Annotated in this window: 17 protein-coding genes; 11 read left to right on the forward strand and 6 right to left on the reverse strand. The window is 58.8% G+C overall.

Translation table 11 applies throughout. From position 1 onward, the window contains the following. The first annotated feature begins 45 nt into the window (after positions 1-45). The 4 genes from ACYQ1A_RS01870 to ACYQ1A_RS01885 all read left to right on the forward strand — a co-directional run bounded on the left by ACYQ1A_RS01870 (position 46) and on the right by ACYQ1A_RS01885 (position 6229). Positions 46-1968, forward strand: a complete 1923-nt coding sequence (locus ACYQ1A_RS01870; RefSeq protein WP_499359725.1) for a PrkA family serine protein kinase — start codon at positions 46-48, stop codon at positions 1966-1968. Positions 1969-2034: 66 nt separating this feature from the next. Further along, complete coding sequence (locus ACYQ1A_RS01875; protein WP_499359727.1) at positions 2035-3312, forward strand: YeaH/YhbH family protein; 1278 nt, start codon at positions 2035-2037, stop codon at positions 3310-3312. A gap of 34 nt (positions 3313-3346) precedes the next feature. Continuing rightward, on the forward strand, positions 3347-4909 hold the full coding sequence (locus ACYQ1A_RS01880; protein WP_499359729.1) for a SpoVR family protein: 1563 nt from the start codon (positions 3347-3349) through the stop codon (positions 4907-4909). A gap of 96 nt (positions 4910-5005) precedes the next feature. Continuing rightward, complete coding sequence (locus tag ACYQ1A_RS01885; RefSeq protein ID WP_499359730.1) at positions 5006-6229, forward strand: PQQ-dependent sugar dehydrogenase; 1224 nt, start codon at positions 5006-5008, stop codon at positions 6227-6229. Here the strand turns inward: ACYQ1A_RS01885 and ACYQ1A_RS01890 are convergent. Next, complete coding sequence (locus tag ACYQ1A_RS01890) at positions 6219-6650, reverse strand: SufE family protein (protein ID WP_499359732.1); 432 nt, start codon at positions 6648-6650, stop codon at positions 6219-6221. The genes ACYQ1A_RS01885 and ACYQ1A_RS01890 overlap by 11 nt on opposite strands. After that, on the reverse strand, positions 6647-7861 hold the full coding sequence (locus ACYQ1A_RS01895; protein WP_499359734.1) for an aminotransferase class V-fold PLP-dependent enzyme: 1215 nt from the start codon (positions 7859-7861) through the stop codon (positions 6647-6649). Before ACYQ1A_RS01895 ends, ACYQ1A_RS01890 begins: the two co-directional genes overlap by 4 nt. Positions 7862-7914: 53 nt before the next feature. Between ACYQ1A_RS01895 and nudB the strand changes: the two genes are divergently transcribed. From nudB to clsB, 3 genes are all read left to right on the forward strand, one after another. After that, the gene (gene nudB, locus ACYQ1A_RS01900; RefSeq protein ID WP_499359736.1) at positions 7915-8382 is read left to right on the forward strand and encodes a dihydroneopterin triphosphate diphosphatase; all 468 of its coding nucleotides are present in this window, start codon (positions 7915-7917) and stop codon (positions 8380-8382) included. A 436-nt stretch (positions 8383-8818) separates the two neighbouring features. Further along, positions 8819-9568, forward strand: a complete 750-nt coding sequence (locus ACYQ1A_RS01905; protein ID WP_499359738.1) for an endonuclease/exonuclease/phosphatase family protein — start codon at positions 8819-8821, stop codon at positions 9566-9568. Between the two features lies 1 nt (position 9569). Beyond that, entirely contained in the window at positions 9570-10736 is a 1167-nt protein-coding gene (gene clsB / locus ACYQ1A_RS01910) for a cardiolipin synthase ClsB (protein ID WP_499359740.1), read from the forward strand. Between the two features lie 156 nt (positions 10737-10892). On the opposite strand, the gene ACYQ1A_RS01915 is transcribed toward clsB, so the two are convergent. Next, positions 10893-11684 (reverse strand): RNA methyltransferase, encoded by a 792-nt coding sequence (locus tag ACYQ1A_RS01915; protein WP_499359742.1) that lies wholly within the window; start codon positions 11682-11684, stop codon positions 10893-10895. 174 nt (positions 11685-11858) lie between these two features. Here ACYQ1A_RS01915 and ACYQ1A_RS01920 point away from each other — a divergent pair, with 174 nt between their 5' ends. Then, the gene (locus tag ACYQ1A_RS01920) at positions 11859-12641 is read left to right on the forward strand and encodes an inositol monophosphatase family protein (protein WP_499359744.1); all 783 of its coding nucleotides are present in this window, start codon (positions 11859-11861) and stop codon (positions 12639-12641) included. A gap of 86 nt (positions 12642-12727) precedes the next feature. Here the strand turns inward: ACYQ1A_RS01920 and ACYQ1A_RS01925 are convergent, their stop codons facing one another. Both ACYQ1A_RS01925 and ACYQ1A_RS01930 read right to left on the reverse strand, forming a co-directional pair. Continuing rightward, positions 12728-14284, reverse strand: coding sequence for a methyl-accepting chemotaxis protein (locus ACYQ1A_RS01925; protein WP_499359746.1), 1557 nt, complete (start codon positions 14282-14284; stop codon positions 12728-12730). A 255-nt stretch (positions 14285-14539) separates the two neighbouring features. Then, complete coding sequence (locus ACYQ1A_RS01930; RefSeq protein ID WP_062223941.1) at positions 14540-15172, reverse strand: TetR/AcrR family transcriptional regulator; 633 nt, start codon at positions 15170-15172, stop codon at positions 14540-14542. 164 nt (positions 15173-15336) lie between these two features. Here ACYQ1A_RS01930 and ACYQ1A_RS01935 point away from each other — a divergent pair, with 164 nt between their 5' ends. The 3 genes from ACYQ1A_RS01935 to ACYQ1A_RS01945 are packed head-to-tail and all read left to right on the forward strand — an operon-like array spanning position 15337 to position 21169. After that, on the forward strand, positions 15337-16506 hold the full coding sequence (locus ACYQ1A_RS01935; RefSeq protein WP_499359748.1) for an efflux RND transporter periplasmic adaptor subunit: 1170 nt from the start codon (positions 15337-15339) through the stop codon (positions 16504-16506). Further along, positions 16503-19700, forward strand: a complete 3198-nt coding sequence (locus ACYQ1A_RS01940) for an efflux RND transporter permease subunit (protein ID WP_499359750.1) — start codon at positions 16503-16505, stop codon at positions 19698-19700. The genes ACYQ1A_RS01935 and ACYQ1A_RS01940 overlap by 4 nt, the downstream gene beginning before the upstream one ends. Then, a complete protein-coding gene (locus ACYQ1A_RS01945; protein ID WP_499359751.1) occupies positions 19697-21169 on the forward strand; it encodes an efflux transporter outer membrane subunit in 1473 nt (490 codons plus the stop codon). Before ACYQ1A_RS01940 ends, ACYQ1A_RS01945 begins: the two co-directional genes overlap by 4 nt. Before the next feature lie 80 nt (positions 21170-21249). On the opposite strand, the gene ACYQ1A_RS01950 is transcribed toward ACYQ1A_RS01945, so the two are convergent. Beyond that, the gene (locus ACYQ1A_RS01950) at positions 21250-22509 is read right to left on the reverse strand and encodes a 6-phosphofructokinase (protein ID WP_499359753.1); all 1260 of its coding nucleotides are present in this window, start codon (positions 22507-22509) and stop codon (positions 21250-21252) included. Positions 22510-22578: the final 69 nt, after the last annotated feature.

Consider the following 22578-nt stretch of genomic DNA (forward strand, 5'->3'; position numbering starts at 1 on the left):
GACAATGCCGTTGCAGCCCCTCCCACCGCTGTCTGGAGATGCGTCATGGATGTATTCAATCATTACGCCTCGCGTTACGAGCGCACCCGCGAAGAAGAACTCACTCTCAAAGAATACCTGGAGTTATGCCGCCAGGACCCGTCAGTCTATGCCACCGCCGCTGAACGCATGTTGATGGCCATTGGTGAGCCGGAAATGATCGATACCCGGCTCGATTCGCGCGCCTCGCGCATTTTTCAGAACAAGGTGATCCGGTTGTATCCGGCATTCCGCGAGTTTTACGGAATGGAGGAAGTCATCGAACAAGTGGTTTCGTATTTCCGCCACGCGGCGCAAGGCCTGGAAGAAAAGAAACAGATCCTGTATTTGCTCGGCCCGGTGGGCGGCGGTAAATCGTCGATTGCCGAGAAATTAAAAGAATTAATGGAAAAGGTGCCGTTCTATTGCATTAAGGGGTCGCCGGTCAATGAATCGCCATTGGGATTATTCAATCCTGATGAAGACGGCGCCATTCTGGAAGAACAATACGGCATTCCATTACGTTACCTCAAAACCATTCCTAGTCCATGGGCCGTCAAACGGCTGCATGAATTCAATGGCGACATTAACCAGTTTCGCGTAGTCAAACGTTATCCCTCGGTATTACGCCAATTGGCAATTGCCAAAACCGAGCCGGGTGATGAAAACAACCAGGATATTTCTTCGCTGGTGGGTAAGGTCGATATCCGCAAGCTGGAGAAATATGCGCAGGATGATCCGGACGCGTATAGCTATTCCGGCGGCCTGTGCCTGGCCAATCAGGGCTTGCTTGAATTTGTGGAAATGTTCAAAGCGCCGATCAAGGTATTGCATCCATTGCTGACGGCAACCCAGGAAGGCAACTTCAAGGGCACAGAAGGCTTTGGTGCGATTCCGTTTGAAGGCGTCATTCTGGCGCACTCGAACGAATCGGAGTGGAAACAATTTCGCAACAATAAAAACAACGAAGCCTTCCTCGATCGTATCTATATCGTCAAGGTGCCGTATTGCCTGCGTGTGACAGAAGAGGTCAAGATTTACGATAAATTGCTGCGTAACTCTTCGCTCTCTGACGCGCCGTGCGCTCCCGGCACCCTGAAAATGATGTCGCAATTTGCAATTCTGTCGCGCTTGCGTGAGCCGGAGAATTCCAGCCCTTATTCCAAGATGCAGGTTTACGACGGTGACAATTTAAAAGACGTCGATCCCAAGGCCAAGTCGCTGCAGGAATATCGTGATTTTGCCGGCGTTGATGAAGGGATGAGCGGCCTGTCCACGCGCTTTGCCTTCAAGATCTTGTCACGCGTATTCAACTTTGATCACCAGGAAGTGGCGGCCAATCCGGTGCATTTGCTGTATGTGCTGGAGCAGCAAGTGGAGCGCGAACAGTTTCCGCAAGAAACCGAGCAACGTTATATTGCCTATATCAAGGAATATCTGGCGCCGAAGTACGTTGAATTTATTGGCAAAGAAATCCAGACGGCGTATCTCGAAAGCTATTCCGAATATGGTCAGAATATCTTTGATCGCTACGTGACATTTGCGGATTACTGGATACAGGACCAGGAATATCGCGATCAGGATACCGGCGAAAGCTTTGACCGGAATGCGCTCAATAACGAACTGGAGAAAACCGAAAAACCGGCGGGTATTTCCAATCCCAAGGACTTCCGTAACGAGATTGTTAATTTTGTGCTGCGGGCACGTGCCAATAACAATGGCAAAAACCCGGCATGGACCAGCTACGAAAAACTGCGCACTGTAATTGAGAAGAAAATGTTCTCGAATACCGAAGAGCTGTTGCCGGTTATTTCGTTCAATGCCAAAGCCAGTGCTGAAGATCAGAAAAAGCACGAGGATTTTGTTAACCGGATGGTGACCAAAGGCTATACGCCGAAGCAGGTTCGTTTGTTGTGCGAATGGTATTTGCGCGTTCGCAAGTCGTCTTGATGTAAACCGGGCCGTGTTGTTGCGTCAGCGCTGGCGCGGCAAGCGGCCCGACCGCTCGGGGGTACTATGCATCATTTGATAGACCGGCGTTTGAACGGCAAAAACAAATCGGCGGTAAACCGGGAGCGTTTTCTTAAACGCTTTAAAAGCCAGATCCGCGATGCGGTGGCCCGCTCGGTCAAAGACCGCTCCATTACCGATATAGAACGGGGAGAAAAAGTCTCTATACCTGTACGCGATATCAACGAGCCGACTTTGGGCCACGCCCAGGGCGGTGTCTGGGAGCGCGTGTTTCCTGGCAATAAGGAATACCTGCGCGGCGACGCCATCGACCGGCCTGATGGCGGTGGCGGCGGGCAGGGTAACGGCGGTTCCGGTAACGGGGGGGGCGGCGAGGACGAGTTTGCGTTTGAATTGTCGCGGGAAGAATTCCTCAATTTCTTTTTTGAAGACCTGGAATTGCCCAATCTGATCAAGCGGCAATTGCGCGAAACCATCACCTTCAAGCCGCAACGTGCCGGTTATACCAGTGACGGCACGCCCACCAATATCCATGTATTGCGCAGTTTGCGTAGCGCATTGGGGCGCCGCATTGCGTTGTCTTCTGAACCCTTGCGCGAATTGAATGAAGCGCAGGAAGATCTGGATCAATTACTTGAAACGCGCGGCGAACATGATCCCGTGGTCAAGGCGGCCATGGAGCGTATACATGCGCTTAAAACACGTTTGAACAGCATTCCGTTTATTGATCCGTTTGACCTTAAATATTCCAACCGGATACGCGTGCCATTGCCCACCACCAAAGCCGTGATGTTTTGCGTGATGGATGTTTCGGGCTCTATGGATGAGAACAAAAAGGATATCGCCAAACGCTTCTTTATCTTGTTGTATCTGTTTCTGACTCGCGTATATGAAAAGATTGAAGTCGTGTTTATCCGCCATCACACGCAGGCCTTCGAGGTGGATGAAGAAGAGTTCTTCCATGCGCGTGATACCGGCGGAACGGTGGTGTCCAGTGCGCTCAAATTAACCCGCCAGATTATTGATGCGCGTTATCCGTCGGCCGACTGGAATATCTATGTGGCGCAGGCTTCGGATGGCGATAACTGGGATTCGGATTCACCGCAATGCCGCGAAATTATCAGCAACCAGTTGCTGCCCAAATTGCAGTATTACGCCTATGTCGAAATCACCGAAGGAGAGCCGCAAAACCTCTGGTATGAATATGAAATGATCGCGCAGGCGCACGCGCAATTTGCGATGCGGCGTATCAAGGACCCGAGCGAAATCTGGCCGGTATTCCGCGATCTGTTCAGCAAGCATCCAGAAAAGGCGGCCGCCTGAAGCGGGCGGCCCGGCACCATTGCAAGAGGACATTATGGCCACTTCAACCCGCCCGCGCGCCAACCAGGAAGAACCGGCTGCCCCGTCACGGCAGCCGATTTCGACCGGATCGGAATGGAATTTTGAGCTGATCGACCAGTATTACCAGGAGATCAAACGTATTGCCGATGAATACGGCCTGGATTATTACCCGAATCAGCTCGAGATTATCTCGGCCGAGCAAATGATGGATGCTTATGCATCGGTCGGTATGCCGGTCATGTATAACCATTGGAGTTTCGGCAAGCAGTTTTTATCGACGCAAAAGAACTATCAACGCGGCATGATGGGGCTGGCTTATGAAATTGTGATCAATTCCAATCCTTGCATTGCATATCTCATGGAAGAAAACACCATGACGATGCAGGCTTTGGTGATTGCGCATGCCAGCTTTGGCCACAATTCTTTCTTTAAAGGCAATTATTTATTCCGCACCTGGACCGAAGCGGATGCCATTATCGATTACCTGGTCTTCGCCAAGCGTTATATTGCCGAATGCGAAGCGCGCTATGGCGAGGACAAGGTTGAAGAACTGGTTGATTCTTGCCATGCGCTGATGAATTACGGCGTGGATCGCTATAAACGACCGCAGAAATTGTCGTTGGAGAAAGAACGCGCGCGCCAGGCTGAACGCGAAGTGTATTTACAGTCGCAAATCAACGATATCTGGCGCACTTTGCCGCGCCGGGCTGAAGAAGCGCAAGCCGATGCGCCCACGCGTTTTCCGGCTGAACCGCAAGAAAACATATTGTATTTTATTGAGAAATTCGCGCCCTTGCTGGAGCCATGGCAGCGCGAAATCGTGCGCATTATCCGCAAAGTCGCGCAGTATTTTTATCCGCAACGCCAGACCCAGGTCATGAACGAAGGCTGGGCTACGTTCTGGCATTACACGCTGATGAATAAACTGTATGACGAAGGAAAAATCACCGATTCGGCCATGTTTGAATTTCTGCATAGCCATACCAGCGTGATTATGCAACCGGGCGTGGATAGCCCGTATTACAGCGGTATCAATCCCTACGCCTTGGGCTTTGCCATGTATCGCGATATCCAGCGTATCTGCACCGAACCCACCGAGGAGGATAAACGCTGGTTTCCTGATTTGATCGGCAAGGATTGGCGCAAATCCCTCGACTTTGCCATGCGCAATTTTAAAGACGAGAGTTTTATTGCGCAGTATTTATCGCCCCGGCTGATCCGGGATTTTCGTTTGTTTGCCATTCTGGATGACGATGAAAATCCGCAACTGAAAGTCTCTGCGATTCATGATGATGCTGGTTATGCCGATATTCGTTCGATGTTGGCGGCGCAATATAATCTGGCGCATCGTGAGCCCAATATCCAGATTTACGATGTGAATACGCGGGGTGATCGTTCGTTGACCTTGCGCCACTTTCAGCATCAACGCCGCCCATTGGCCAATAGCGTGCATGAAGTGCTGAAACACATTGCGCGTTTATGGGGTTTTTCGGTGCGACTGGATAGCGTGGACGATAAGGGCGAGGTGGTGTTGTCGTACGAATGCAAAATGGAAAAGCGCGGCGGATTCTTCTGAAGCTATTTTGCCGGTTTTGTCGGAATGGCCTGCTTGCAGCGGCGTGGCAATTTAACGCGGCTACAATCAGGCCATTGTATTTCAAGGTGTTTAACGATGAAGCAGATCGCTCGATTATCCGGACTTGCCGTATTGCTGGCTGCCACTCACGTGTGGGCCGCGGCTGATGCGGGGTATACCACCAGCGGTCGCTGTGGTGGGCTGCCGCAACTCAATGTTAAAACCGCTGCCGGCTTTTGTTTGGGGCTGGCCGCTTCTGGTCTGGGCATGCCGCGCGGCGTGTTGCCATTGGCCAATGGTGAGATTCTGGTCACTGATATGGGTGGCTGGGGCAAGGGCAAAGGGCGATTGTTATTGTTGAACCGGCGCGATGGTACCTATCAACACACCGTGCTGCTGGAAGGGCTGGATCGGCCGCATGCCTTGCAATTGGGCCCCGATGGAATGGTTTATCTGGGCGAAGCCGGGCGCATCAGTCGTTTTAAAGCAGAGGCCGCTCAGCCCAAACTGGAAACTGTGCTGGCTAATTTGCCCGATGAAGGCCGCCATCCGCTCAAGACCTTTGTGTTTGGCAAAGATGGCAGCTTATATGTGAATTTCGGTTCGGCTACGGATAATTGCGATGGCCATATTGATGCGGATAAACCGGTTAATCAATCGTGCAGCGAAACCGAATCCGCTAACCCGCGCGGCGTGGTGCATCACTATATTTTTAAAAACGGCAAATGGCAGGACGAAATCTTTGCGCGGGGGCTGCGCAATTCGATGGCTTTGGCGGTTAATCCTGCCAGCGGCGAAGTCTGGCAAGCCGAGAATAGTCGCGATTATATCAACCGCAAAATTCCGGGTCTGGAAAGCGACGAAAACCTGCCGCATGAAGAGGTTAATTTGCTCAAGCAGGGCGCGCATTACGGCTGGCCGTATTGCTATGACAACAATATCGCTGCGCCGGAATTTCCCGCTGCAGATTGCAGCCGCTACAGCAAGCCGGTGCGTTTAATGCCGGGCCATGCCGCACCGCTGGGCATGTTGTTTTATGGCGGCGACGCAGCGCCCGCCGCGTGGCGTAATAGTCTGATTATCGGCTGGCACGGTTATCGCAATAACGGTCACCGGATTGTGGCCTATCACCTGGACGCCAATAAGCAATTACAAGGCGAATATACCGAGCTGGTCAGCGATTGGGCCGATGCGCCGGGCAAGCATCCCATGGGCGCGCCGACTGATCTGAAAGCCGATGCCCAAGGCACGATCTGGATTACCGAGGATCGTAATGGCACTTTGCTGGCATTGACGCCAGCAGGGGCGTCTAAGGATTAACCGATAGTTGAATGGCCCGGACGATGGCGGCTAAACCGCTGACGCGGGAACTCGATAAAAAGCGGCTTAATCCCAATTCTTGCAGCAGCGCGGCAAAGTCAAAATCGCGAACTTCTGCCGCGCTACGACCGGCATAGGCCGCCCAGATCAGCGCCAGCAAACCTTTGACCACGCGTGAATCGCTATCTACCCATAGGCTGAGGCGTTCATCTCGCACATCGGTATAGAGCCAGACGCGCGCCTCACAACCGGAAACGCGATGCGCCTCGTCGCGCAATGCTTCGGGCAGCGAGGGTAAATCGCGCGCCAGCTGCACCAGGGTCCGGTTTTTATTTTCCCAGCCCTGGGCATCGGCCAGACGCTGGCGCAACGCAGTCAGTTCAAGGCTGGCGGGTAGGGCGGGAAAGTTCAGTTGAATCAAGCGAGTAGCTCCAGCGTTTCGCGAAGCACGGTTAACAGGCGTGCGATATCGTTTTCTGAGTTATATGCGGCAATCGAGACGCGCAAAGTGCCGTGCTGTTGCAACGCGTGCATCAAAGGCTCGGCGCAATGGTTGCCGACGCGTACGGCGATATCCGCGTTATCAAGAAATTGCGCCACATCGTAAGGGTGGGCGCTGCTGAATGCGAGCGAGGCGATCGGACCTTTGTCGCGCGTCGACCCCAGAATGCGCACACCGTCAATCTGTGCGATGCCCGACTCAAGCTGTTGATATAACGCGGCTTCGTGCGCGGCGATGGCGGCGCGATCTTGCTGTTGCAGCCAGTTCAGTGCGGCCGCAAAGGCGACGGCCTGGGCAAAAGCGGGCGTGCCGGCTTCAAAGCGCAATGGTGGCGGCGCGTAAGTGGTGCCTTCAAATGAGACGCGCGCGATCATTTCGCCGCCGCCCTGCCAGGGTGGCATTGCTTCCAGCAATTCCATGCGCGCCCACAAAGCGCCGATGCCGGTGGGGCCGAACACTTTATGCGCAGAGAAGACCAGAAAATCAGCCCCTAGCGCCTGCACATCAATCGGGGCATGCGCCAGTGCCTGCGCCGCATCGACCAGCACCCGCGCCCCCGCCGCATGCGCCATCTGGATGATCTGCGGCAACGGCGGGCGCGTGCCCAGCACATTGGACATTGCAGTAACGCACACCAGTCTGGTTCTGGCGCTAAGCAAAGCGGCCAGCGCGGCCAGATCAAGTTCGAGCTCGCTGGTGAGCGGTATCGGCTTGATGACGGCGCCAGTGCGCGCCGCCAGCATTTGCCACGGCACGATGTCGGCGTGATGTTCCAGCATCGAAATCAGGATTTCGTCGCCGGGCTGCAACTGGCTGCCGCCCCAGCTCTGCGCCACCAGATTGATCGCCTCGGTTGCGCCACGGGTAAACACCAGTTGTTGCCGCGACGGCGAGTTAATGAAATGCGCGACGGTGGTCCGCGCCGCCTCAAACGCCTCGGTCGCCGCGTGCCCCAGCCGATGCGCGCCGCGATGCACATTGGCGTTGATCTGCTCATAAAAAGCACGTTCCGCATCCAGCACCGCCAACGGCTTTTGCGTGGTCGCGGCGCTATCCAGCCAGATCAATTCAGGCTGCTGCGTTAACAAGGGAAAACAGGCGCGCGCTTGCGCGGCGGACCAGACAGACATGGCGAGCTCGGGAGGATGGCCTGGCGGCGGACGCCCGATTGTATAATGCCGCGATGCCCTATAAACAACCCTTCTCCGTGCTCGTCGTGATCCATACCGCCGATCTGCACGTGCTGCTGCTTGAGCGCAAAGACTATCCTGGTACCTGGCAATCGGTGACGGGCAGCCGCGAGGGCGATGAAGCGCTCTGCGATGTGGCGCTGCGCGAAGTGTTTGAAGAAACCGGGATCGCTGCTTCGTTGCTGCAACTACAGGACTGGCAGCAGCAGAATGTGTACGAGATTTTTGCGCGCTGGCGTCACCGCTATGCGCCCGGCGTTACGCATAACACCGAGTCGGTGTTCAGCCTGGAAGTGCCCGCGTCCACGCCGGTGACACTGGCCCCCGCCGAGCACACCCGCTATTGCTGGATGCCGTGGCAACAAGCGGCAGAGGCGGTGTTTTCGCCCTCCAACGCGGCGGCGATCCGGCAGCTGGCCGAGCGCAAAAAAGAAAGCCCGCCACCAGGGGTGACGGGCTGAACCAACCTCTTACACGGAGATAACGCGCCTGCCTGCGCGTTGAATGCATAGTCTCATGCGCTGCCGCTGCTGCCAGCCAGGACTGCTCCTGGGGCGGGCCGGGGTGAGTGGCCGGGGCCGATGCACCGCGACCATCCCGGGCTTGAGTTCTTGCTGCCCCTGCCGAGGCCAGCGAGCACGTTTGTGGCGCCAGACTGCGGATTTCGCCGCTGCCGAGACGCCTTGGGCCAGCTGCTTGGCCCAGCGCGCGCCCGGTAAATTCCGGCCTGCCCAAAGCCGCGATGGCTGCGTGCCAGCCAGCGCCCTTACAGCAAGTCAGCCTTATGCCTGGTTTCCTGCCACGTCGCACGTGCTAACCTGCACCCAGCTAGCAAAGCGTCCCCGCAGTGCCTGCGCTGGGCGCGGCCTTGATCAAGCAACGTAAGTGACTGGATTCATGGCAAAAACATTAAAAATTGCGTCTTACAACATCCATAAAGGGATGAGTGCACTCAATCGGCGGCTGGTGGTTCACGACGTACGCAAAGCCCTTGAAGCACTGGAACCCGACGTCGTCTTTCTGCAAGAGGTGCAGGGCTCGCATGAGCGCCGCGCCCAGCAATTCACCTATTGGCCGGAGTCGCCGCAGCACGAGTTTCTGGAGCATGGCGAGCTCAAGTCAGTGTATGGACGCAATGCCGTGCATAAGCTCGGCCACCACGGCAATGCCTTGCTGAGCCGCTTTCCGGTGGTGCGCTGGGGCAATCACGACATCACGCTCAACCGGTTTGAACATCGCGGGCTGCTGCATTGCGTGCTCGACGTGCCGGGCTGGGAACAGCCGCTGCATGCCTTTTGCGTGCATCTGAATTTGCTGGGCCGGGATCGGCGCAAGCAACTCAACAAGCTGGTTAGCCAGATCCATCATGAAGTGCCCGATGATGCGCCGCTGGTTATCGCGGGCGATTTTAACGATTGGCGGCGCGAGGCCACGCATGTGTTGCAGCACGATGTGCATGTGGTGGAAGCGTTTGAGGCCTTGCACGGCGCGCCAGCGCGTAGTTTTCCGGTAAAGATGCCCGTGTTGTCGCTCGATCGCATTTATGTGCGGGGTTTCAATATCGAAATGGCCAGTGTGCTGGGCGGCGCGCCGTGGAACGCGTTATCGGACCACGCACCGCTGTATACGGTATTGCGGAAAACCTGAAATGCCAGGCTATATGGCGGGCAATCACCTCACGCTGCTCAAGAACGGTGAGATGTATTTCCCGGCCTTGCTGCACGCCATAGCGCATGCCCGTCACGAAATTTTTCTCGAAAGTTATCTGTTTGCCAGCGATGAAATCGGCTTGGCGGTGGTTACCGCACTGATGGCAGCGGCGCGGCGCGGGGTTGAAGTCAATCTGCTGCTGGATGGCTTTGGCGTGCGGCATTTTCCGGCGCAGTGGCAGCAGAATTTGCTGCATGCGGGTGTGCGCGTGCTGTTCTTCCGGCCTGAAGTCAAAGCGATTTCCTTCAATCGCCAGCGCTTGCGCCGCATGCATCGCAAGTTGGTGGTGGTCGATCATGAAGTGGCTTATACCGGCGGCATCAATATCGTGTCTGACTTTACCGGCCAGCCCGGCCCCGAGCCGCGTTATGACTATATGGTGGCCGTGCGCGGCCCGTTGGTGGCCGAGATGCACGATGCGGCCGATCGCTTGTGGCGGCAGACCGCCTGGACGCAGCTGGAGCAGAACTGGGCCCGACCCAGTCCGTGGCGCGGGCCGGTCGAAATGGCAGGTGGAGCCTCCGCGCGCTTTGAGATACGTGACAACTTCCGCCGCAGACATGACATCGAGCATGAATATCTGAGCGCCATCGAAGCCGCCCAGGAAGAGATCATTATTGCTTGCGCGTATTTCTTGCCGGGTTACCGCTTTCGCCACGCTTTGGTGGATGCGGCAACGCGCGGCGTGCGTGTGGTGTTGCTGTTGCAGGGATTACGCGACCACGCCTTGTTGCAAACGGCCAGCCGTGGTTTTTATCGGCAGTTTCTGGCGGCGGGCATGCAGATCCACGAATACAGCGCGGGCTTTATGCATGCCAAAGTCGCAATCATTGATGGGGTCTGGGCCACGGTGGGCTCGTCCAATATCGATCCGTTCAGCTTGCTGCTGGCGCGCGAAGGCAATGTGTTTGTGCACGACGCGGAATTTGCCAGCCAGCTGCGGCGTGACGTGCTCGACACCATCGAACAGGCCGCACGCCCACTCGATCCGCAAAAGTGGCTGGCTGCGCCGTGGTATCAGCGCGCCGTGCCATGGCTAAGCCACGGCGTGGTGCGCGTTTTGATGGCGATTTCGGGCTATGGCGAGAAGCACTATCTCAAATAGCCGCGCAGTGCCCGAGCGACCCATGCACCAGGGCGGAAGGGCATAGGGTGGGTCAAGACCCACCAGACCAAGGCATGCAGCAGAACACAGCCGCTTGCTGCGCACTTCTCCGCGACTTTGAGCTGTGGGTCTAGACCCACCCTATAAAGAATCGCTTCATTCCGCCTTGGGGCCGCGATATTCCTGCGAGGCGCGCAGCACTCCGCGCAGGATATCTACCTCGTCTTTCTCCAGCGTGGCGCGCTGGTACATGCGGCGCATGCGCGCCATTAGGCGCTTCGGCGCATGCGGCTTTAAAAATCCGATATCTGTCAGCGTTTGCTCCAGATGCGTATAGAACAGCTCTAGCTGCTCATGCGTCGCAAGCTCGCGCTTTTCTTCGAGGTAGCTCACATCATCCAGTTGTGCCGCGCGGATCTCATAACACAGCACTTGCACAGCCTGCGACAGATTGAGGCTGGAGTAATCCGGATTGGTCGGAATGGTCACCAGACGGTTGCAGGCGGCTACTTCCTGGATGGTCAGCCCACTCATTTCGGTGCCGAACACCAGGGCAATCTGCGCGCCTTGCTGCGCCTGGTGCAGCAGTTCCGGCACCAGTTGGCGTGGTGTCTGCAAGGGCAGCACCAGCTCGCGACGACGTGCCGTCATCGCCACCTGCAGCGTGGTGCCGAGCAGCGCTTCTTCCATGCTCGAAACCACGCGCGCATTAGCCAGTACGTCGTCGGCGCCGGCAGCCAGCGAAGTGGCAACCTCGGACGGAAATTCTTTTGGATTGATCAACACCAGGTGGCGCAAACCCATGTTTTTCATGGCTCTGGCGGTGGAGCCGATATTGCCCGGGTGCGAGGTGTGCGACAGCACCACCCGAAATACGTCGAGCGCAGCGTTGGCGGCGTGGCCAGCCTGCAGGGAAGGGTCGTGCGGAGAGTTTTGAGTCGTAGTCATGCAAAAATGCCGAGAAATCAGTAGAATGCGCGCTATTCGTGTTTTTCGTTCTTTAAGGCTGACCGGGCAGGCGCACACGCCGCCGGGTTGGTGACAATCCGCATCGTATCGCAGCCCGACCGCCAGGGTCGGGGCTCACCTTTGCCGTCAGCCTTTTACAATCAGGGGTAAGCCATGCATCCGATGCTCAATACGGCCGTTCGTGCCGCTCGCCGCGCCGCTTCAGTCATTCAGCGCGCGTCCAATAATCTCGATCTGATCACGCCCGAAAAAAAGGGCCACAACGACTTTGTGTCGGAAGTGGATCGTGCGGCAGAACAAGCGATTATTGAAACCATCCTTGAGGCTTATCCCAAGCACGCGATTCTAGCAGAGGAATCGGGCCAGACCGGTGAGTCCGAATTTGAATGGATCATCGATCCTCTGGATGGCACCACCAACTTCCTGCATGGTTTTCCGCAATACGCCGTTTCGATTGCGCTGGCACACAAAGGCGTTGTCACGCAGGCCGTGGTGTATGACCCCAACCGCAACGACATGTTTACCGCCACCCGTGGCGTGGGCGCGTTCCGCAATGACCGCCGTATGCGCGTGTCGCGCACGCGGGAACTGTCGGATGCGCTGATCGGCACCGGCTTTCCGTACACCCAGTTCGGCAATCTGGAAACCTATATCAATATCTTCCGCGACATGACGCAAAAAGCCGCTGGCGTGCGTCGCCCGGGCGCGGCCGCGCTGGATCTGGCTTATGTGGCGGCTGGCCAGTTTGATGGTTTCTTTGAATTCGATCTGAAGACCGTCGATATCGCCGCCGGCTCGCTGCTGGTGCAAGAGGCCGGTGGCCTGATTACCGATATGAAAGGCGAAGAAAACTTCCTGCAAAGTGGCGACGTGATCTGCGGTACGCCGCGCGTGTTTGGCCAGATGCTGCAAGTCATCCGCACGCATATGCGCTAAGCCGTCCGGCCCAACGCAGCAAAAAAAACCGCGCCCCGTTTTACCTACGGGAGCGCGGTTTTTTTATGGGCGGCGCCGCAGGCAACTCAGCGCTGCATCCGCGCAATGGTAAAGAACTGGCTGCTGCTCTGCATGCGATCGGCTTCCAGCTTTAATCGTGCAATCTGCTCGGTGACATCACGCAAGGTCTGCGTCGCCGCATGCGCTTGCGACACCACACGCTGCAAACGGTCGGCCACATCTGCGCTGGACTGCGATTGGCGTTGCAGCGATTCGGTCATTTCCTTGACGCCTGCTTCGGTGGTGGCGGTCATACGCGCCATCTCGGAAATGGTTGTGCGGGCCTTGCCCGACTTTTCCAGACCGGCCGCGACTTTTTCCAGCGCCTGGCCGACGGCCTGATGCGTGCCTTGCATGCTTTCGGCGATGGTACTCATGGTTTCGCGTATCGAAATTGTGGCTTCGCTGGTTTTGTTGGCCAGTTTGCGTACTTCATCCGCCACCACAGCAAAACCACGGCCGTGTTCACCCGCGCGGGCGGCCTCGATAGCGGCGTTCAGCGCCAGCAAATTGGTCTGATCGGTGATGGCCTTGATCAGGTCGACAATCGCCATCGCCTCGCCGGTGCGCAGATTCAAGGCTTCGATATTGCTGGACAGCCCCTGGATGGTGCCGCTGATGGCATCCAGATCGGCGTTGATGCCCAGGCTGGCCGCGTCGCCTTCGGCCGCCATGCGCACAGATTCGACGATAGCGGCGCTGGCGGCATTGGCCCCTTCGGTCACCTGGCTGATGCCGATGCTGATGTCTTGCAGCGCATCGGCCATCAGCCCGGTTTCGTTGACTTGCGATTCGATACCCGCTTGCAGGCTGGCGCTTTCGTGGCTGAGCGCACCGGCGACATCGGCCACGATGTTCGAGCTGGACTGCACCCCGTGCAAAGCCTCGGTCATGCGGCTTTGCATGGTTTGCGCCGCACGCAGCATCGGGCTCAGATCGAGCAGATCAGCCGGAAACTGCATGGTCAGATCGCCCTCGGCGGCGCGGGTGGCAAAGCGCCCCATAAAGCCGCTGGCGCGCAAGGCGCCTTCCATTTTGAAAGCCAACCAACCCAGCATGCCTGATTCAACCACCACATAGGCGGCGTGGATCAGCACCCGGCTAATCGAGGGACCTTCTTTAAACAGATAGCTTGCGCCCAGGTCCGCGGCAAAGTTCAGGCCCAGATGGTGGATGGCAATCAGGATTGCGGCAGCGGCAATCGGCTTCCAGTCAAAATAAACCAGCAGCAAACCGAGCACGACAAATACGCCAAAGTGCGCTTCGATTGCGCCGCCCGAAGTCAGGATGGAAACGATGGCCTGGATCATCAAGGCACACGCTACGACCAGGCGCGTGGTTAATGCCCCGGCGTCACGCCAGACCAGCACGGCGGGCACGATCAAGGCGGGCAGACCGATCAACCAGACTGGCAGCATATGCCCGGTAATAAATGACTCGACCACCGAAACCAGCCAGTACAAGGTGGTGATCGGCACAAACATGCGGTCGGCGGTTGCGCGCAGCATGGTGATCAGATCAGGGCCAGCCCTGGACAAAGTCAGGTCGCTGGTATTCAAGGAAATCGCGCTGGTCGTAGTCATTTTTTTGTTCCGCAGAAGCCGCCAGGAAACATCGACGCCGCATCCAGCTTGATCAGCGTCACGCAGGAAATGCTTAGCCACAGGGCTAGCACTAACCATAGCAGCAGTTTTCGGGCTGTCATGAGCGGCTCGTCGGGGTATCGGGACAGGGGTAGATGGCGGCCATTGTGGGCGGCGGGCAAGGCGCGGATAAGCCAGGACCGCTCCTGGCATGGCGCGCCCGCGCCGCGCACAAAACGGCGGCGGACAGATCGTTCAGGGCTGAACGGATTTGAGTGTGGCCAACTCGGTGATCGAGTCCATAAACGCCGCCAGCGCGGCCTCGGCGTGTTCGGCGCGCATTTCCAGCGGGCTGGACAACATAAACAATTTGACGCCTTCCATCAGGCTCATAAAGCCCATCGCCAGTACTTCCGGCGTGGTCGCGGGTTCCACGCCCAGACGCTTGTAGAAATAACGGATATAGCCCGCCACTTGTTGCGTCTTCTCGCCGATCAGCGCGGCAAATTTGTCACGAAAATCGGCATCGCGCGCGGCCAGCATGCGCGCCTCGGTCCAGTTCATAAAACAGGCGGTATCGGCATACAGACTGACGTACAGCGCACGCATCCGCTGGCGTACTTCTTCGATGGGCAGGGCGTCGTCCAGCACGGCATCAAACGCGGCCATCATCTCGTGGTGGTCACGCCGCAGCAGCTCAATAAACAGATCACCTTTGCCGCCAAAGTTGGAATACACCGCGCCGCGACTATAGCCAGCAGCTTCGGCGATATCTTCGACGCTGGTCGCGGCCAGGCCTTTCTGGGCGATGAGTGCCAGCGCGGCGTCGAGCAGGCGCTGGCGCGTCTGATCGCGGCTTTCTTCACGGGAGAGGCGTTTGCGGGTCATGGCGGCGATATTAGCACGGCCGATTGCGCAAAAGAACGTGGTTGTATTCAGATACAGGTGTGTATTAGGATGCGACGTCGAATCAAGAAAGATCCGCGCGACCTGTCTGTCAGCGCGGACCCGATCCCCGATCAGATCAGCCGATCAGCCATCAGGAGCTCTCCGTGAAGCCCAGCCTTATCCGCCGCGTTGGCCTGCCGCCACGCCGCTCGCTGCCCATGCCCGTCGTCTTGTTACTGGCTGCCACTGTCGCCGCTTGCCAGAAGCCAGAAGCACCCCCCGCGCCACCGGCCCTGGTGGTGGCGCTACCCGCGCAATCCAGCAATGCCCAGCCTGGCGCTGCCTTGCGTTATCCAGTTGAAGTCGCCTCGCGCTATACCAACGCCATGTCTTTTCGCGTGGCGGGCAAACTGATCGAACGCAAGGTGCGCCTGGGCGATCACGTGCGCCAGGGCCAGGTGCTGGCACGTCTGGATGCGATTGACGCGCAAAAGCAGGTCGCCAGCGCACAAGCGCAACTGGACGCTGCCGCGCACAAAGTGGTGTACACCCAGCAACAGCTGCAGCGCGACCAAGGCCAGGCGCAAAAGAATCTGATTGCCGCCAATCAGCTGGAACAAAGCCAGGACAATTACACGGCCGCCGTGGCCGGGCGCGATCAGGCCGCCGCCCAGTTGCTGCTGGCGCAAAACAATCTGCAATACAACACCCTGGTGGCCGATCACGATGGGGTAATCACCAGCGAAAACGCCGACACCGGCGCGGTGGTGGCGGCCGGGCAAAGCATTTACGGCCTGGCCTGGAGCGGCGATACCGATCTGTATCTGGATGCCTCCGAGCGCGACCTGGCGCGCATCAAGCCGGGCCAGAACGCCACGATTACCTTTCCGGCTTTGCCCGGCCAGCAATTCGCCGCCAAGGTGCGCGAAGTCGCGCCGGCCGCGGACGCGCAAAGCCGTACCTGGCGTGTCAAGTTGACGTTGTTGCAACCGGGTGATGCGGTCAAATTCGGCATGACCGGGGACGCGCTGTTGCAGCCTGTGCCCGGCGGCAGCAGCCATGCCGACGCGGGCAACTTTCAGTTACCCGCCACTGCCATCTTCCATCAGGGCAAAGACCCGGCGGTCTGGGTGGTCAATGCCAGTAACAAGCTGGAACTGCGCAAGGTCAACGTGCTGCGTTATGACGAGCGCACCGCCAGCGTCAGCGGTGGCATCAAGAATGGTGAGCAAGTGGTGCAGGCGGGCGTACACACCGTCTACGCCGGTGAAACCGTCAAGCCGATCAAACCGTTGTTTGCCGCCGAACAAGCCGCAGAAGGGGCCGCGCCATGAGCTTGCCGCCCGATCCGGATTTGTCCAGCCACAGCGCACCCGCGCAAGCACCGCCCGGCGAGCCCGCACTGACGCCGGCCGAGCAAGCGCATCGCTTCAATTTGTCGGCATGGGCGCTGCGCCATCAGGCCCTGGTGATCTTTTTACTGGTGCTGCTCACCACCTTCGGCATCTTGTCGTACGGCAAGCTGGCGCAATCGGAAGATCCGCCGTTTACCTTCAAAGTCATGGTGATCCGTACCCTGTGGCCGGGAGCCACCGCGCGCCAGGTGCAGGAACAAGTCACCGACCGCATCGCCCGCAAATTGCAGGAAACGCCCAACGTCGATTATTTGCGCAGCTATTCGCGCCCCGGCGAATCGCAACTGTTCTTTACCATCAAAGACGCCGCGCCGCCCAAAGACGTGCCCGACACCTGGTATCAGGTGCGCAAAAAAGTCGGTGACATCGGCTATACCTTGCCACCGGGCGTGCAGGGTCCGTTCTTTAATGATGAATTTGGCGACGTCTACACCAATCTGTATGCGCTGGAAGGCGATGGCTTTTCGTTTGCGCAAATGCATGATTACGCCGAACGCCTGCGTACCGAGTTGCTGCGGGTGGCCGGCGTGGCCAAGGTCGACTTTATTGCTGACCAGGAACAGCGCATTTATATCGAGATCAGCAATGCGCAGCTGGCCAAGCTGGGGCTGACGCCGCAGCAGATTGGCGATGCCGTCAATGCGCAGAACAGTGTGGCAGCGGCAGGGGTGTTTACCACGGCGGATGACCGCGTCTATGTGCGGCCGGGCGGGCAGTTCAATTCAGTTGAGCAGTTGGCCGACACCTTGATCCGTGTGAACAATCGCGTTATCCGGCTGGGCGATATCGCTCAGGTCAAGCGCGGCTATACCGATCCGCCCACCGAATACATGCGGCATAACAAGCAGAATGTGCTGGGCATCGGCGTGACCATGGCGCCATCCGGCGACGTGATCGCCCTGGGCAAAGCGCTCGATAGCCAGACCGCGCATCTACAGCAATTGCTGCCCGCCGGCCTCAAGCTGGTACCCGTGGCCAGCATGCCGCACGCAGTGTCGTTGTCGGTGGACGAGTTTGTTGAAGCAGTGGCCGAGGCCATCGGCATTGTGCTGGTGGTAAGCCTGATCAGCCTGGGTTTGCGTACCGGCATGGTGGTGGTGTTGTCGATTCCACTGGTGCTGGCGGGCACGGCGTTGTTGATGCATCTGTTTGGCATCGGCTTGCACAAAGTGTCGCTGGGCACGCTGATTCTGGCGCTGGGTTTGCTGGTGGATGACGCCATCATCGCCGTCGAAATGATGGCGGTGAAGCTGGAGCAAGGCTACGACCGCATGCGTGCCGCAGCGTTTGCCTATACCAGCACCGCGTTTCCGATGCTGACCGGCACGCTGGTCACGGTTTCGGGCTTTTTGCCGATTGCGCTGGCTGAGTCCGCCACCGGCGAATATACGCGCTCGATTTTTGAGGTATCGGCAATCGCCTTGTTGTTGTCGTGGCTGGCGGCAGTCATCGTCATTCCGCTGTTGGGCTATCGCATCTTGTCCGAGCATCCCACCCGCCGTGCGCTCGGCCATCACGATGACGGCCCGAATGCGCAGCATCACGATATTTATGACACCGGTTTCTATCGTCGTTTACGCGGCTGGATTGCCTGGTGCGTAACGCGGCGCAAGACGGTATTGAGCGTTACGCTGGCGCTGTTTCTGCTAAGCATGGGGGCGTTTACCCTGGTGCCGCAGCAGTTCTTTCCCAGTTCCGATCGCACCGAATTGCTGGTTGATCTGCGCTTGCCCGAAGGCGCGTCGTTTGCCGCCACGCTGCGGGAAACCCAACGCTTTGAAGCCATCCTTGCCCGGCAAAACGGCATCGATCATTTCATCGACTTTGTGGGCGCCGGCGCGCCGCGCTTCTATCTGCCGCTGGACCAGCAACTGCCTTCCCCCAACTTTGCCCAAGTGGTGATCACCGGCAAAACCATTGCCGACCGTGAAGCATTGGCCAAATCGCTCGATACCGTATTGCGCGAACAATTTCCCACGCTGCGCACACGTATCAGCCGCCTGGAAAATGGCCCGCCGATTGGCTTTCCGGTGCAGTTCCGCGTTAGCGGGCCGGAGATTGCCACCGTGCGCGTCTGGGCCGAGAAGGTTGCTAACGTGATGCGCAATCATCCCGACACCAGCCACGTGCAATTTGATTGGGATGAGCCCGCCGAGCGCTCAGTGCATTTCGAGATTGATCAGGTCAAAGCGCGGGCCTTGAATGTGTCGTCGAAAGATATTGCGGATTATCTGCAAATGTCGCTCACCGGCTACACCGTCACCCAATTCCGCGAACGCGACAAACTGATCGGCGTTGATCTGCGCGCGCCGGAACACGACCGGATCGACCCCGGCCAGATCGAACGGCTGGCACTGCCGGGTGGTAATGGCAACGCCGTGCCGTTGGCGGCGCTGGGTCGCTTTACCTATGGCCTGGAATACGGCGTGGTCTGGGAGCGCGACCGGCAACCCACCATTACCGTGCAATCCGATGTGCAGCACGGCGCGCAGGGCATCAATGTGACCAACACGCTGGATAAGCAACTGGCTGCCATTCGTGCCGAGATGCCGGTGGGTTATCGCGTCGAAATCGGCGGCGCAGTCGAAGAAAACGCCAAGGCGCAAGCATCGATCAATGTGCAGATGCCGGTCTTGCTGATTGCCGTGCTGGTCTTGCTGATGGTGCAACTGCAAAGCTTTAGCCGTGTGCTGATGGTGGTGCTCACCGCACCGCTGGGCTTGATCGGGGTGGTGTTTGCCTTGTTGCTGTTTCATATGCCGTTCGGCTTTGTGGCCATGCTGGGCACCATTGCCATGTTCGGCATCATCATGCGCAACTCGGTCATCCTGGTGGACCAGATCGAACAGGATATTCGCGCCGGGCATAGTCGCTTCGAGGCCATCATCGGGGCCACCGTGCGCCGGTTCCGCCCGATTACGCTGACCGCGGCCGCCGCCGTACTGGCACTGATCCCGCTGTTGCGCAGCAACTTCTTTGGGCCGATGGCCACAGCGCTGATGGGCGGCATTACCGTCGCCACCGTGTTAACGCTGTTCTATCTGCCCGCTTTGTATGCCCTGTGGTTCCGCGTCAAGCGCGACGAACCCGCCCAACCGGAGGCCCAGCCATGACCCGCGCCGCTTTATTCCTGACCGGTGCCGCCGCGCTCAGCCTGTCCGCCTGCAGCGCCTTCGGTCCCGAGCGCAATCCGCCCGCCATGCCCGCGCCCGAGCACTATGCGGTGCAAGCGGCGCCGCTGCCCACGGCTGACGGCGTTACCCAGCAAATCCGCCACGATCTGCTGCCGGTGCCCGCATGGTGGCAGGCCTATCAATCGACCGCGCTGAATGCGCTGGTGGATGAGGGCCTGGCACACAACCAGAACCTGGATGCGGCCCGCCACAATCTGCAAGCAGCACGCGAGCAATTGCGCTCGCAGATTGGCGACAATCTATATCCGTCGGTGGATGTGGGCTTCAAGCCGCAGCGCCAACGCGCGCTGGCGCTGCCCACCTTGCCGCAGCAAACGTTTGTCGAAAACGTGTTCGCGGCACAGGTGCAAACGTCGTACACCTTCGACTTCTTTGGCGCCGCCGTACTGGCTGACCGCGCATTGGCCGAGCAAGTGCAGCAACAGTCCTTCCAGCTGGAGGCCAGCCGCCGCGCCATTGCAGCCAATATCGTCGCGGCGAGCATCAATGCCGCGTCGCTGCAGGCGCAACTGGATGCAACCACCGAACTGGTGCGACTGGGTGAAGCGCGGGCTGCCCAAACGCAGCAACGCTACGCAGCGGGCAGCGCCGCGCATGATGAAGCCTTGGCCGCCGAGCAAGACGCCGCCAACGCCGCCGCCACCTTGCCGGCTTTACGCGCGCAACTGCTGGCGGTGCGCCATGCGCAGGCCGTGTTGCTGGGGCGGACACCTGACCAGGCGCCTGCTGTCATCGGCTTGAGCGAACTACATCTGCCGGCCGAAGTACCGGTATCGGTGCCGACCGAATTGCTGCATCAGCGCCCGGACATCCTGGCGGCCGAAGCCGCGGTGCGCACCGCAGCAGATGCGGCGGGGGCGGCGACGGCGTCGATGTTTCCGTCGCTCACCTTGTCGGCCAGCTATGGTCGTGGTGGTTTTGACTGGTCGACCTTTACCTCGCCAGCCGGGGTGATCTGGGGGGTGGGCGCGTCGTTGACCCAGCCGATATTCCACGGTGGGGCCTTGCTGGCGCGCAAGCATCAATACGAGGCGAGCTATCAGGCCGCGGTGTCGCAATACAAGCAAACTGTGCTGAGTGCGTTCCAGAATGTGGCCGATACGCTGGTTGCGCTGGAGGAGGATGCCAATACGCTCAACCAGACCGAACGCGCGGCGGCGGCGGCGCAGCAGACCGCGAGCGACACCACCGCGCGTTATCAGTTGGGCGCATTGCCGTTCTACGCCACGCTCACGGCAGGGCAGCAATATCAGAACGCGCAAGTGCAAAGCATCCGCGCCCGCGCCGCCCGCCTGGCCGATACCGCAACCTTGTTCGACGCCATGGGCAACCCGCCGGAGGACTACGCGGGCAACAGTCTGCGCCAGACCGTGCACGGCACGCAGTAAACCCGCGTGTGTAACTGGCTGCGCATGGGGTGGGGTTAGACCCACCCTATGCGCGCAACGCGGATATCGATCCGGATTGATCAATGGGGGTCGGTAAAACGCTCGTAGCTGGGCAGGCGTTGTGCAATGTCGGTGTAGCGGTGGTCGGGCAGGGCGGGCAGACCGTCGATGTAGGGGATGGGGGCCTCGCCCTGGATCAGCGGTGCAAAGTAGGCGCGTGCTGCGTCGGTCAAGCGGTAGCCGCTGGCGTCGAGAAACTCGCGCGGCATTTTCTTTTCCTGGTTGGCCACCTGATTGAGCGGCACCGCGTCGATATGCCAGCGATACGGTTCATCCTGCTCGCGCACAATCGCGGCCATCACCGACGCCTTGCCTTGCAGCGCAAACTGCACCGCCGCCTGGCCCACGGCGATGGCTTGCTGCAAATCGGTACCGGACGCCAGATGGCGACCGGCGCGTTGCAGATAATCCGGCACCGCCCAATGTGCTTTGAGCTGCAGCTTGTCCGTAACCATGCCCGCCAGCAGGGGCGCGACACCGCCCAGCTGTGCATGGCCAAACGCGTCGGTGCGTCCGCTTTGTGCCAGCAACTTGCCGTCGGCATCACGCAAGCCTTCGGAGGCCACCACCACGCAGTAGCCTATCCGGGCCACGGTCTTTTGTACCTCATCCAGAAAATGCCCGGCATCAAAGACGCGCTCCGGCACCAGCAACAGGTGCGGCGGCGTATTGGCATCGGCCGCCGCTAGCCCCGCTGCGGCCGTTAGCCAACCGGCATTGCGGCCCATCACTTCCATCACAAATACCCGCGTCGAGGTGCTCGCCATTGAGGCCACATCGAGCCCCGCCTCACGCACGGAGGTGGCGATATAACGTGCGGCCGAGCCAAAGCCGGGTGAGCAATCGGTATGCGGCAAATCATTGTCCAGCGTCTTGGGCACGTGCACGGCCACCAGATCCAGCCCGCGCTGCCGCGCCAGTTCGGCCACCTTGAGGCAGGTGTCGGCAGAATCGCCCCCGCCGTTATAAAAGAAGTAGCCAATGTCATGCGCAGCAAACAACGCCACCAGCCGATCAAACTCTTGCGCCTGGGTCAGCTTGTGGCGGCAAGAGCCAAACGCGCCGGCCGGGGTGTTGGGCAATGCGGCCAATTGCGTCGGGCTGAGGCTGGCCGCGTCGATTAGCGTTTCGTGCAGCGCGCCAAGAATGCCATTGCGGGCCAGCAATACCGTGCCGATGCGGTCGGGATGCTGTTGTGCGGTGCTGATCACCCCCCAGGCAGAGGCGTTGATAACGGCAGTGACGCCGCCGGACTGGGCGTACAAGGCATTTTTAGGCATTGCAGGACTCCGCAAACTCAAGAAAAGACGTCGGTCACTATACGAGCGTGCCCGCACGGCGTGAGGGTT

This window comes from Silvimonas sp. JCM 19000 (assembly GCF_054652575.1).